Source organism: Pseudomonas sp. EA_15y_Pfl1_P101 (assembly GCF_963970835.1).
Taxonomy (GTDB): Bacteria; Pseudomonadota; Gammaproteobacteria; order Pseudomonadales; family Pseudomonadaceae; genus Aquipseudomonas; species Aquipseudomonas tritici.
In genome coordinates this window covers 141,675-154,880 of record NZ_CAXAPA010000011.1, presented here as the reverse complement: position 1 = coordinate 154,880, position 13,206 = coordinate 141,675, and the positions used below count along the sequence as shown (strand labels likewise).

The window sequence follows — 13,206 nt, the reverse complement described above, 5'->3', positions numbered from 1 at the left end:
GATGGCGCATTATACGGGCCGACCCGCTTGCGGCCAGCCCCCGTATCAATTCATGCGTTTGCCGGAAAATGGCAAATTTACATGAAGTAATTACAAGTCCGACGACTGGCAAAAGGCCCCACCTCAGTTAACATGGGCGGCTATCCGCAATTATCAAGGCCGTGCCGTGTATTTGGGCCCTCCTCCTCGTCTACTTCTGTGGCTGATGCCGCTGTGCAGCGCGCCGGTCATGGCCGATGACCTGTTCCTCGACAGCCAGCCCCTGCCCCAAGTGTTGACCGCCACGCGCCTCAAGCAATCGGCCGCCGCCGTGCCTGGCAGTATGACCGTGATCGACAGCCAGCTGATCAAGGCCAGTGGCGCGCGGGATATCAGTGAACTGCTGCGGCTGGTACCAGGGATGATGGTCGGCTACACCACCGGCAACCAGGCGACGGTGAACTACCATGGCACCAGTGCCAGCGATGCGCGGCGCATGCAGGTGCTGATAGACGGCCGCTCGGTGTATCGCGCGGGCCTGGCCACCGTGGACTGGAGCGACATTCCGGTCGCCATGGAAGATATCGAGCGCATCGAAGTGTTCCGCGGCCCCAACACCGTCAGCTACGGCGCCAATGCCTTGATGGCGGTCGTCAACATCCTCACGCGCTCGCCGGCCAACAGCCATGGCTCGCGGGTCAAGGTGGTGCGTGGCGCACGCGGCATCAACGACTTCTATGCCAGCCAGGGCGCAGGCTGGGAAACCGGCGACTTGCGCTTGTCCCTCTCCGGGCAACAGGACGACGGTTTCGACAGCGACGCTGCCGGCGCCGACCGCCGTGACGGCCGCCGCCTCAACCGCTTCAGCCTGGCGATCAGCCAGACGCTGAACACCCAACAGAGCATCGACGTGCAGTTGGATGCAAAGGAAGGCACCAACCAACGACCTTATACCTACACTCCAGTGTTTGCCGGGATTACCGAAGGCGGTAACAATTCCGACGTCACAGCCAAAGACTACGCGGGTTCCCTGCGCTGGAATTTTGATTTCAATCCTGACCACAGCCTGTATATCCAGGGCTCGGCCCAACAGTGGGATCGCCGGCAAATCTGGAACGCCTGTGATGCCAAGGTCTCGTTCAGCCCGGAGCTGACCCAGTTATGGCAGTTGAACCCCAATTATGCCGAACGGCTGGCCCGGCACATGGACACCTACAGCCAAGGCAGTGCGCCACCGGGCAGCCCCGCCGAGCAAGCCCTGGCCGACCAGGTGCTGGACCAATGGCGTAACGGCGCCAACCAGAGCGTGTGCGGTGACATCGACCAAAGCACTCGCGAAAGCCGCTACGACCTGGAGATTCAGGACACTCTCAGCCTGTCCGACAGCCTGCGCCTGGTCAGCGGCATGAACTACCGCTACGACCGCGCCGACTCCGACACCTATTTCAACGGCACTCTGGACGACAGCACCTGGCGTCTGTTCGGCCAGTTGGAATGGCGCGCCAGCGAGCATTGGCTGCTGCAAGGCGGCGCGATGTACGAAGACACGCACCTGAGCGGCAACTCGCTGACGCCACGGGTGGCCGTCAACTACCTGATCAACCCGCGCCACGGCCTGCGCGCGGTGTATTCCGAAGCGATCCGCTCGCCGGACATGTTCGAGAACAATGTCAACTGGAGCTATCGCGTCACCAACCTCGGCTCCCCGGCCTATGGGCAGACCACCGGGCAATACTTCGTAAAGACCCGGGGCCCGGGCAACCTCGATAAAGAGATGATGAAATCGAGGGAACTAGGGTACAACGGCTTTTTTGCCGACATCGGGCTGAACATGGACGTGAAACTGTTCTACGACGAGATCACCAACATGATCAGCTCGCCGCTGCGCAATAACCAATACATTGCCAGCAACGCCAACAGCTCTCGGTTTACCGGTGCTGAATCCCAGTTCGACTGGCGCGTGAGCAACGCCGACCGCCTGCGGCTGACCTATGCTTACGTCGATGCCACCAGCAGTAACCCGCGTGATAAAGCACAAACCGCGCGTAACAGTGGCTCCGCCGGCTGGTTGCGTGAATGGGGTCAGGGCTGGTCGAGCGCGCTGTTCTACTATGGCGACGACGCACTCAACGGCTATCGCTTCGAACGGGCCGACCTGCGGGTGGCCAAGCGCATTGCCCTGGGCAAAGCCAATGTGGAGCTGGCCGGCATGCTGCAACAACGCCTCGACAACCAGCCCACCACCTGGGCCGATAACAATTATGACAGTCGCCACGTGCTCTACTTCAGCGCGGAGTTAGAGTTCTGACATGGGCGACTCGTCACGGATGACCCGTTCTTTTGTCAATACGTTCTGGCGACGCGCTGCGCTGCTCGGTTGCCTGCTGTTTGCCGCTCCTGCCTGGAGCGCCGATATCCTGCTGACCGCCGCCGAAGACGGCGCGGGCGTGCAAGCCTTTGCCCAGGCGCTGGCCCAACAACGCCCCGAAGACCACGTCACTTTCACCGCCCTCAAGGATTTACCGGCTCCCAGCCACCTGCCGGCCAACACGCGCCTGATCTTGCTCGACCTGCCCGGTCTCGACTGGCGCCTGCAGGACACCCTGGGCCCGCCGACCCTGGTGCTGCGCATCAGTCGGGTGCAGGCCCACCAGCGCCTGGGCACAACGCAGCACCCACGCATCAGCCTGTTGTGGAGCGACCCGCCGCTGGAGCGCCAATTGCGCCTGATCACCGGCATCCTTCCCCGAGCACGGCGCATCGGCGTGCTCTATGGCACCGAAAGTGAATTTCTCCTGCCCGAATTGCGCCAGCACGCCACGCCCTTGGGCCTGGAAATCGTGCCGCAGCGCTGGGACAACATAAATGACAGTCGGCCGCTACAAACCCTGTTCAGAAAAAGTGACGTGTTGCTCGGCCTCGACGACCCGCAGTTGTACAACCCGAAAACCGCGAAGAACCTGTTGCTGAGCAGCTATGCCCAGCAATTGCCGCTGGTGGGCCCAAATGCGGGCTTTGTGCGGGCCGGCAGCCTGGCCAGCACCTACAGCGACCAGGACGACTGGCTGCGCGTGCTCGACCGCCTGCTCGACCATCCGCCAGCCCATTGGCCGAGTTCGCTGTATCCGGAACACTTCAAAGTCGTGGGCAACCCGCAAGTCGCGCGCTCACTGGGGATCGAACAGGTGGACGAAGCCAGCGTTGCCACGCGATTGGCCGAAGGAGAAAAACGCCCATGACCTTGCGTCGCCGTTGGGATATCAACACCCGTACCCAGCTCATCACCCTGGGCCCGGCACTGTTGCTGACGTTGCTGTTGATCAGCTTCTTTACCTTCGTGCGTATCCAGGACCTGCGCCAGGAACTGGACCACACCGGCCAATTGATCGCGAACCAACTGGCGCCCGCCACCGAATACGGGGTGATTTCCGGCAACAATGATGTGCTTGATAGCCTGTTGCGCGCCACGCTGGCCACGCCCCATGTGCGCTTCCTGGAGATCCAGGACAGCAGCGAGAACATTCTGGTGTACGTCGAGCAACCTTCAGAGCACCACGACCGTTCGCTGTCGGTAAAAGTGTTCCAGGCGCCGATTCGCCTGCAACACATCCAGTTGGGCAATGACTTCTTCCAGGACACCCTCAACGAACCCAAGGCACCGCGTGAGGACTACCTGGGCCGGGTGATCGTCGGCATGTCCAACGACGCGTTCAGCCAGCGCCAGCAGGAGATCCTGTTGAAGGCCGGCATCCTGGCGCTGTTCGCCCTGTTGTTCACCTTCCTGCTCGCACGGCGCCTGGCCGCCAGCCTGTCACAACCGATCAGCGCCATGGGCAATGCGGTGAAGGCCATCCAGCAAGGGGACTACAAGACGCCGCTGCCGATCGTGGATGATTCGGAGCTCGGCGACCTGTCGCGGCATATCAATAACCTCGCCGAAGGGCTCAATCAGGCCAGTCGCGAACAACAGCAGGCCATGGCCCAGTTGATCCAGACCCGCGAAGAAGCCGAGCGCGCCAACAACGCCAAGTCGGATTTCCTGGCGATGATGAGTCATGAGCTGCGCACGCCCATGAACGGTGTGCTGGGCATGTTGCAGTTGCTGGAAACCACCGAGATGACCGAGGAGCAGACCGAGTACGCGGCGCTGGCTTGCGAGTCCACCGAGCATTTGCTCAAGGTCATCAATGACATCCTCGACTTCTCGCGGATCGAGCGCGCCGCGCTGGAGTTGGAGCACATTCCGTTCAACCTCGCGGACCTGATCAACAACTGCGCCCAGGCCTTCCAGCACAGCGCGCAGCAGCGTGGGTTAGCGCTGCAGCTGTCGATCCCGCAAGGAATGGACGCCTTGCGCGTGCAGGGCGACCCGACGCGGATCCGCCAAATCCTGGTGAACCTGATCGGCAACGCACTGAAGTTCACCGAGCACGGCGCGGTCAGCGTTGAACCCCAGTGGCAGACCCTCGACCATGAGCTGGTGTGGTTCACCTGTACCGTGCGTGACAGTGGCATCGGGATTTCCACCGAGCGCCTGGAGTTGATGTTCGATGCATTCCAGCAAGCCGACAGTTCCATTTCAAGACGTTACGGCGGCACCGGCCTGGGACTGCCCATCGCCCGTACCCTCGCTGAACGCATGGGCGGCACCCTGCGCGCCCAGAGCGAAGAAGACCGTGGCTCGTTGTTCACCCTGGAAATTCCCCTGGCCATTGATCAGCAGAGCTTGCCGACCATCGCTACCGACGCCGACGGCAAAGGCAGCGCCGGCGATGGCCGCCATGTCCTGCTGGTGGAAGATAACCCAGTCAACCGCACCGTGGTCGAAGCCATGCTGCGCAGCCTGGGCTTCGCAGTGAGCATTGCCACCGACGGCGCCGAGGCGATCCGTAGCGCCGAAAGCCTGATTTTCACGGCGATCCTGATGGATTGCCGGCTGCCGCTGATCGATGGCTACGAAGCCACCCGGCAGATTCGCCAATTGCCGGGGTGCGCTGACCTGCCGATCATCGCCCTGACCGCCAACGCCTTGCAGGGTGACCGTGAAGCCTGTCTTGCAGCCGGAATGAACGATTACCTGGCCAAGCCGTTCAAACGCACGGATTTGCAGCAAATACTGCAACGTTGGGTGCAATAGCGCCGCGCCATCAGCCAACTCCGACTGGCGTGAAAGGCGAAAGTGCGGCAGTCTTAGGCACCCGAACGGGCCCATAAACAGACCCGGTTTAAAATTTCAGTGAACAAGTGTACATTCAGTGCCTTGCCGCTGTGACTTTCACTACAACGCAATAGTCTATGTGTAGGCTGCCGACATGAGGCATGAACGCTTCATTCGGTTCGGGAAGATTTGCCCTACCCTGCCGCATGGGATTATTGAGGAGCTCGCATGACCAAACAAAACGCCTTTACTCGGGAAGACCTGCTGCGCTGCAGTCGCGGTGAGCTGTTCGGCCCAGGTAACGCGCAACTGCCCGCCCCGAACATGCTGATGGTGGATCGAATCACCCATATCAGCGAAGAAGGTGGCAAGTACGGCAAAGGTGAATTGGTCGCCGAGCTGGATATCACCCCGGACCTGTGGTTCTTCGCCTGCCATTTCGAAGGTGACCCGGTGATGCCAGGCTGCCTGGGCCTTGACGCCATGTGGCAACTGGTTGGCTTCTACCTGGGCTGGCAAGGCCTGCCGGGTCGCGGTCGCGCCCTGGGGTCAGGCGAAGTGAAATTCTTTGGCCAGGTCTTGCCGACCGCCAAGAAAGTCACCTACAACATTCAAATCAAGCGCGTCCTCAAGGGCAAGCTGAACCTGGCTATCGCTGACGGTTCGGTGACTGTCGACGGTCGCGAGATCTATACTGCCGAAGGCCTTCGAGTCGGCGTATTCACTTCCACTGACAACTTTTAAGGGTTATCCGCATGCGCCGCGTCGTTATCACTGGTCTGGGCATCGTTTCTTGCCTGGGCAATGACAAAGAGACCGTCACCGCTAACCTGCGTGCAAGTCGCCCTGGCATCCGCTTCAACCCGGAATATGCCGAAATGGGTCTGCGTAGCCAGGTTTCCGGCTCCATCGACCTGCCCCTCGAAGAACTGATCGATCGCAAGATCTATCGCTTCGTCGGCCACGCAGCCGCCTACGCCTACCTGGCGATGAAAGACGCGATCGCCGACTCCGGCCTGAGCGAAGACCAGGTATCCAACGTACGCACCGGCCTGATCGCTGGCTCCGGCGGCGCATCGACCCTCAACCAGATGGAAGCGCTGGACATCCTGCGCGAAAAAGGCGTGAAGCGCGTTGGCCCGTACCGTGTTACGCGGACCATGGGCAGTACCGTTTCGGCCTGCCTGGCCACGCCATTTGCAATCAAGGGCGTGAACTACTCGATCTCCTCCGCCTGCGCCACCAGTGCTCACTGCATCGGGACTGCCGTTGAGCAGATCCAGCTGGGCAAGCAGGACATCGTGTTCGCCGGCGGCGGTGAAGAAGAGCATTGGAGCCAATCGTTCCTGTTCGACGCCATGGGTGCACTGTCCACCCAGTACAACGAAACCCCGGAAAAGGCCTCCCGCGCCTACGACGCCAAGCGTGACGGTTTCGTCATTGCCGGCGGTGGTGGCATGGTGGTGGTCGAGGAGCTGGAACACGCTCTGGCCCGTGGTGCCAAGATCTACGCGGAAATCGTTGGCTACGGCGCGACGTCCGATGGCTACGACATGGTTGCACCAAGCGGTGAAGGCGCCATCCGCTGCATGCAAATGGCAATGTCTACCGTTGACACCCCAATCGACTACCTGAATACCCACGGCACGTCGACTCCGGTCGGTGACGCCAAGGAAATGGAAGGCGTGCGTGCGGTTTTCGGCGACAAGGCCCCGGCCATCAGCTCTACCAAGAGCCTGTCCGGTCACTCCCTGGGCGCCGCTGGCGTTCACGAAGCGATCTACTGCCTGCTGATGATGGAAGGCAACTTCATGGCCGGCTCGGCCAACATCGACGAGATTGATCCGGTTGTGGCTGATATGCCAATCCTGACCAAGACCGTTGAAAACGCCAAGATCGACACCGTGATGAGCAACAGCTTCGGCTTTGGTGGCACTAACGCTACCCTGGTGCTGAAACGCTGGCAGGGTAAATAAACCTCGCAGTTTGATCATATGAAAAGCCCCGACTGGTTCGGGGCTTTTTTGTGGGTCACTGAATTTGAGATCGTGCTGCGCTACACAGAAAACCGCGCCACCATCGAATTCAAATCCACCGCCAACCGCGACAACTCCTGGCTCGCCGCACTCGCCTGATTCGCCCCCTCGATGTCTGATGCGCCAGATCGCGAACGTTCATCAAATTGCGATCCACTTCCCGCGCCACTGCCGCCTGTTGCTCAGACGCACTGGCAATCACCAGGTTACGCTCATTGATGAGGGTAAACGCCGAGGCAATTTCCTCCAGCGCCGTGCCCGCCGAGGTCACACAGCTGAGTTCTTCAGAGGCCGACGCCAACTGGTTGGAAGACGCGGAGATACGCCGGATGGTGTCGCGCAAGTTCTCCTGCATGCCCTTGAGCGCCCGCTGCAAGCGCGCCGGCTCGTCGCGGCCACTCACGCCGACCTCACCGGTCAAGTCTCCGCTGGCCACGCCCTGGGCGACTTTCAACGACTACGCCAACGGCTGCACGATACTGCGTGTCAGCAAAACCGCCCAGGGCAAACACCATCAACGCCAACACACCAAAACCCAATCCTGCACGCGGGGGATATTCAGACGTCTGATACTCATGCCTTGGCTCCTTCCAAACGCGCTGCATCCATTTGCAGCCGGCTCCTGAAAGGAATCGGCCGATTACGGCCATTGCGCAAGACCACAACGTGATATCAACGTGCTCCGCCATCGCGGCTCGCTTTAGGCAAGACGGCAAGAAAGTTGTCACGCGCGACTTTTTTGGCAACCTCCTCAGGCAACGCATCTAGAAAAGGGTCAAAGCGGCGCATTTCCTTACCCAGCTTGTTGAAACGCCCGACTACATCCGAGCCCACCATAAACCGATCTGGAAAGCGCCTCACCAGCGCTACCCACTCCGAGCGTGGCTGACCTGCGTCGTCCAGTAGATACGGCGTGAGCATGCTCCAGGACAAGTCGATATACAGGTTGGGGTAGGCCTCCAGCATGCGGCTCAACGCGGGCAACAAAAAGTCCATCTGCACCTGATGCCGGTGGATTTCCTTGCTGGTGCCGGCATGGGCCCAGATAAAGCGGGTGTGCGGATGGTTGCGCAGCGGCTCCTCGACCTCGGCGAGATACAGCGGGTTACGCTCGCGTTTGGAGGTGATATTGGAGTGCAGCATCACCGGCAGGTCGTTTTCCGCGGCGAGGTGATAGATGCGTGTCATGGCTTCGTTATTCGCGCGCGGCGTGTCACCCGCCGTGATGGCTGTGAGGTCGTCATGGCGCGTGAAGACTTCGCCGATGCCCTGCCAAAGCCCTGGGTTGAGGTCGAGCATGCGCTGGATATGGGCGTCTGAATTCTTGTCGTTGGGATTGAAGCCGGACAGGAACGGATGAAAGTGCTGGCGCTGCTCTGGGGTCAGTTTGTTGACGGCTGCCGCGACGATCACGTCGGTGGCGCTGTACCAATAGGCATCGGCGTCATCACCGGCGTAGTAGCGTGGGCGTTTGGGCTCGTCTTCGTGCCATTTCTTCGCGACCGGTATGCCGGAAATCATCACATGCTCAATGCGGTTGTCGGCCATCGCCTTGAGCAGCTTGTCCATGCCCGCGGTTTCCTGGAAGAAATCCACGTAATGCAGGTGCGCGTCGCTGTAGGCATAGTCGCGAGCCTGCACGGCAAGGCTACTGGCGGCGAGCCACAAGGCAAGGGTCAGGCGAGTCCAGGGCACGGTAAAACCTCGATTAGGGCTGATACGGGTAGACCTTGCGCGCCATGCCAGGTTCATCCAGCAAAAAACGCGGAACACCGAAGTGCCCGCATGCTCTATAACTGCATGACCTTCATCCTGCCACCCTGTGAGGTTTGCCATGCCTGTTACCGTGAATACCCTGAACCAGGACAACTTTCGCCATAGCGTCAATATCAACAACCATGAGTTGTTTACTGACCTGCCCAAAAGCCTGGGCGGCGACGATTCGGCGCCCTCCCCCCATGACTACTTCGACGCGGCACTGGCGTCGTGCAAGGCCTTGACCGTCAGGCTTTATGCCCAGAAAAAAGACATCCCGCTGACCGGCGTGACCGTGGAAGTCACCCACGACGCCACCGAAGAGCAAAAGGGCAAATACAAGCTCAACGTCAAGCTGACGCTAAAGGGCGTACTCACCGACGAACAACGCGATGAGCTGCATCGCGTGGCTGATCGCTGCCCGGTGCACAAGTTGATGACTACCGCCGAGGTCAGCATCGAGACCCAATTGTCGGAAGGCGCCTTCAGCCAATAGCGGCAACATCCTACCGAGCGGGTTATGCTCAGAAGCATCCAACCCGCTCAGACTGGGATGCACCATGACCACCCTCACCGTGATTCGCCCTCGCCCCGAAGATGTCGAAGGCCAACCGATCCTGCGCCCTTTGCCATCGCGAGAATGCCGCAGCGTTGGGCCTTTTGTGTTTTTCGACCATATGCTGCTCACCCGCTACACGCCGGGCGATGGCATGAACATCCGCCAGCACCCGCATATCGGGCTGTCGACCCTCACTTATCTGTTCGACGGTGCACTGCAGCATAAGGACAGCCTGGGCTCGGACCAAGTGGTGCAGGCCGGCGATGTCAGCTGGATGACTGCCGGCAGTGCGATTGCCCACGTCGAGCGCACGCCAGAGGCGCTCAAGGCCAGCGGTTTCAGCCTGCATGGGCTGCAAGTCTGGCTGGCATCACCAAAGGACCACGAAACGGGGCCGGGACATTACAGCCATCACCCGGCAGCGAGCTTGCCGGTGAGTGACAACCTCGGCGTGCAGATCCGCCTGATTGCGGGTGATGGGTTCTGCCTCAAGTCGCCGGTGCCGGTGCTATCGCCCACGCTGTATGCAGAGGTGCGCATGCAACCCTCCACCACGCTGCTGATTCCTGATGAGCATGAGGAACGCGCGGTGTATGTGCTGGAGGGTGAAGCGCAGTTGGATGGTGAGGTGTTGGAGGTGCACAGCCTGGTAGTGTTGCCGACCGGGCAGGAAATGACGTTGTGTGCCGAGAGTGACTGCCATCTGGTGGTATTTGGCGGCGCGGCGCTGGATGGGCCACGGCGGATCAATTGGAATTTTGTGGCGAGTGACCCCTCAAGAATCGAACAGGCGCGGCAGCGCTGGGCGGCTGGGGATTGGCCGACGGTGCCGGGTGAGTCTGAGAGAATTGAGTTGCCGGTGAGATAGCATTCGCGAGCAAGCCCGCACACATTCGACCGCGTTTACCCTGTAGGAATGCGCTCGAATGTGGGAGCGGGCTTGCTCGCGATGAGGCCCGAACAAGCGCTAGGGATTTAGCCCTTGAACACTTCATCCAACAAGTTATGCATCGACTGAAAGGCCCGCGCAGCGGTCTTCGCGTCGTACATCATCGTGCCCGGCACATTCGCATGCGGGTCAGTGAAGGAATGTACCGCGCCGCCGTAGCTCAGCAACTGCCAATCCACACCCGCCGCGCTCATTTCATCTTCAAACGCCGGCAGTTGCTCTTTCGGCACCAACGGGTCGCAAGCACCGTGCAGCACCAGCACTGAACCCTTGATGTTCTTCGCATCCGCCGGATTCGGCGTGTCGAGGGTGCCGTGGAACGATACCGCCGCCTTCAACGGCGCACCGGTGCGCGCCAGCTCCAGGGAGCAGCAACCGCCAAAGCAGAACCCAAAGGTTGCCAACCTGGAGGTATCAACCTTCGCTTCGGCCTGGCCTTGCAACTGCTCGAAGGCCGCCTGCATACGCTGGGTCAGCAACGGGCGGTCATTCTTCAACGGCATCATCGCTGCGCCGGCTTCATCGCCATTCGACGGACGCACGGTTTGCCCGTACAGGTCGGCGATGAGCACCACGTAGCCCTTGCTGGCCACGCTTTTGGCGATCTCTTCGGCACCCGCACTCACACCCATCCAGTTCGGCGCCATCAGCAGGCCCGGCAACGGGCCTTTGTGGCTGGCATCGAACGCCAGGCGGCTTTCATAAGACTGGCCATCAATCTGATAGACCACGGAACGCACAGTGACTTGGCTCATCATTTACTCCAGTTGAGATGCACTAGAACGAAAAAACCCGCCGAGGCGGGTTTTCTCTACAACGGTGTCAAACCGACAGTTCAACCAACAGCTTGTTCAGGCGGCGCACATAGGCGGCCGGGTCTTTCAGGCTGTCGCCAGCAGCCAGGGCCGCTTGGTCGAAGAGGATGTGCGACAGGTCGCCAAAACGCTCTTCGTTCTGCTCGGCGTCGAGCTTCCCGATCAGCGGGTGAGCCGGGTTGAATTCGAAGATCGGCTTGGAATCCGGAACCTTTTGCCCGCTGGCTTCGAGGATCTGACGCATCTGCATGCCCAGGTCCGCTTCGCCGATGGCCAGGATCGCCGGGGAATCGGTCAGACGGTGGGAAACCCGCACTTCGCTGACAGCCTCGCCCAGGGACGCCTTGATCCGCTCAACCAGGCCTTCTTTGGCCTTGGCGACTTCTTCGGCTTCTTTCTTCTCTTCTTCGGAGTCCAGGTTACCCAGGTCCAGGTCACCACGGGCCACGTCGACAAAGGACTTGCCGTCGAAGTCGCTGAGGTAGCTCATCAGCCACTCATCGATACGGTCGGTCAGCAGCAGCACTTCGATGCCTTTCTTGCGGAAGACTTCCAGGTGCGGGCTGTTCTTGACCTGAGCGTAGGTTTCGCCGGTCAGGTAGTAGATCTTGTCCTGACCTTCCTTGGCACGTGCCAGGTACTCGGCCAGCGACACAACTTGCTCGCCGCCCTCTTCATGAGTCGAGGCAAAACGCAGCAGGCCGGCGATTTTTTCCTTGTTGGCGAAATCTTCAGCAGGGCCTTCTTTCATGACCTGGCCGAAGTTTTTCCAGAAGCCTTTGTATTGCTCAGGCTCGTTCTTCGCCAGTTTTTCCAGCATGTCGAGCACGCGCTTGGTCAGCGCCGACTTCATGGAGTCGATGATCGGGTCTTTCTGCAGGATTTCACGCGACACGTTCAGCGACAGGTCGTTGGAGTCGACCACGCCTTTGATAAAGCGCAGGTACAGCGGCAGGAAGGATTCCGCCTGGTCCATCACGAACACGCGCTGCACGTAGAGCTTGAGGCCCTTCGGCGCTTCACGCTGGTACAGGTCGAACGGAGCACGGGCCGGCACGTAGAGCAGCGAGCTGTATTCCAGCTTGCCTTCGACCTTGTTGTGGCTCCAGCTCAGCGGGTTTTCGTAGTCGTGACCGATGTGCTTATAGAACTCCTGGTATTCCTCGTCCTTGATCTCGGTACGCGGACGGGTCCACAGCGCGCTCGCGCGGTTGACCACTTCCCATTCCTGGGCCTGCGCTTCTTCGCCTTCGGCAGCAGCCTGTTCTTTAGGCAGTTCGATGGGCAAAGCGATGTGGTCGGAGTACTTCTTGATAATGTTGCGCAGGCGCCAGCCATCGGCAAACTCGTCTTCACCGTCTTTGAGGTGCAGCACGATACGCGTGCCACGGTCGGCCTTATCGATGGTAGCGATTTCGAACTCGCCCTCACCTTTGGATGACCAGTGCACGCCTTCACCAGCGGCAAGGCCGGCACGGCGGCTGAACACTTCAACTTTATCGGCAACGATAAAGGCCGAGTAGAAGCCCACACCGAACTGGCCGATCAGGTGCGAATCTTTTTTCTGGTCGCCCGACAGATTCTTCATGAAATCAGCGGTACCGGATTTGGCGATGGTACCCAAGTGGGTAATCGCGTCTTCACGGCTCATGCCGATGCCGTTGTCTTCGAGGGTGACGGTCTTGGCGTCCTTGTCGAAGCTCACACGGATTTTCAGTTCGGCGCCACCTTCAAGCAACTCCGGCTTGGACAGGGCTTCGAAACGTAATTTGTCGACAGCGTCAGAGGCGTTCGAGATCAATTCGCGAAGGAAGATTTCCTTGTTGGAATACAGCGAATGGATCATGAGGTGCAGCAGTTGCTTCACCTCGGTCTGGAAGCCCAGGGTTTCCTTTTGAGTTTCCACACTCATGGTCATCAAACTCCAATTGGATGGTAGTGGCCGCGCCCTTGAG

Annotated in this window: 10 protein-coding genes and 1 pseudogene; 7 read left to right on the top strand and 4 right to left on the bottom strand. The window is 60.0% G+C overall.

Annotated features, from left to right (window positions below):
• Positions 1-166 precede the first annotated feature (166 nt).
• The 5 genes from AACY36_RS18680 (at position 167) to fabB (ending at position 7,113) form a co-directional block, all read left to right on the top strand.
• Positions 167-2,287: a TonB-dependent receptor plug domain-containing protein gene (locus tag AACY36_RS18680; protein ID WP_339414667.1), complete on the top strand. Its 2,121-nt coding sequence runs from the start codon at positions 167-169 to the stop codon at positions 2,285-2,287.
• A 1-nt stretch (position 2,288) separates the two neighbouring features.
• Positions 2,289-3,218, top strand: coding sequence for an ABC transporter substrate-binding protein (locus tag AACY36_RS18675; protein ID WP_339414668.1), 930 nt, complete (start codon positions 2,289-2,291; stop codon positions 3,216-3,218).
• Positions 3,215-5,116, top strand: coding sequence for an ATP-binding protein (locus tag AACY36_RS18670; RefSeq protein ID WP_339414669.1), 1,902 nt, complete (start codon positions 3,215-3,217; stop codon positions 5,114-5,116). Before AACY36_RS18675 ends, AACY36_RS18670 begins: the two co-directional genes overlap by 4 nt.
• A 249-nt stretch (positions 5,117-5,365) precedes the next feature.
• Positions 5,366-5,881 carry a 3-hydroxyacyl-[acyl-carrier-protein] dehydratase FabA gene (gene fabA, locus AACY36_RS18665; RefSeq protein ID WP_003210552.1) on the top strand — a complete coding sequence of 172 codons (516 nt, stop codon included), beginning with the start codon at positions 5,366-5,368 and terminating at the stop codon, positions 5,879-5,881.
• Between the two features lie 11 nt (positions 5,882-5,892).
• A complete protein-coding gene (gene fabB / locus AACY36_RS18660; protein WP_012723103.1) occupies positions 5,893-7,113 on the top strand; it encodes a beta-ketoacyl-ACP synthase I in 1,221 nt (406 codons plus the stop codon).
• Positions 7,114-7,193: 80 nt separating this feature from the next.
• Here fabB and AACY36_RS18655 read toward each other — a convergent pair.
• A pseudogene (locus AACY36_RS18655) lies at positions 7,194-7,672 on the bottom strand (HAMP domain-containing protein); the annotation flags it as partial.
• A 173-nt stretch (positions 7,673-7,845) separates the two neighbouring features.
• A complete protein-coding gene (locus AACY36_RS18650; protein WP_339415038.1) occupies positions 7,846-8,868 on the bottom strand; it encodes an amidohydrolase family protein in 1,023 nt (340 codons plus the stop codon).
• 139 nt (positions 8,869-9,007) lie between these two features.
• Here AACY36_RS18650 and AACY36_RS18645 point away from each other — a divergent pair, with 139 nt between their 5' ends.
• Together AACY36_RS18645 and AACY36_RS18640 are read left to right on the top strand one after the other, a co-directional pair.
• Complete coding sequence (locus AACY36_RS18645; RefSeq protein ID WP_314567716.1) at positions 9,008-9,424, top strand: OsmC family protein; 417 nt, start codon at positions 9,008-9,010, stop codon at positions 9,422-9,424.
• A gap of 64 nt (positions 9,425-9,488) precedes the next feature.
• Complete coding sequence (locus tag AACY36_RS18640) at positions 9,489-10,355, top strand: pirin family protein (protein WP_339414671.1); 867 nt, start codon at positions 9,489-9,491, stop codon at positions 10,353-10,355.
• Positions 10,356-10,462: 107 nt separating this feature from the next.
• Here AACY36_RS18640 and AACY36_RS18635 read toward each other — a convergent pair whose 3' ends face one another.
• Together AACY36_RS18635 and htpG are read right to left on the bottom strand one after the other, a co-directional pair.
• Entirely contained in the window at positions 10,463-11,191 is a 729-nt protein-coding gene (locus tag AACY36_RS18635; RefSeq protein ID WP_339414672.1) for a dienelactone hydrolase family protein, read from the bottom strand.
• Between the two features lie 67 nt (positions 11,192-11,258).
• On the bottom strand, positions 11,259-13,163 hold the full coding sequence (gene htpG, locus AACY36_RS18630) for a molecular chaperone HtpG (protein WP_339414673.1): 1,905 nt from the start codon (positions 13,161-13,163) through the stop codon (positions 11,259-11,261).
• Positions 13,164-13,206: the final 43 nt, after the last annotated feature.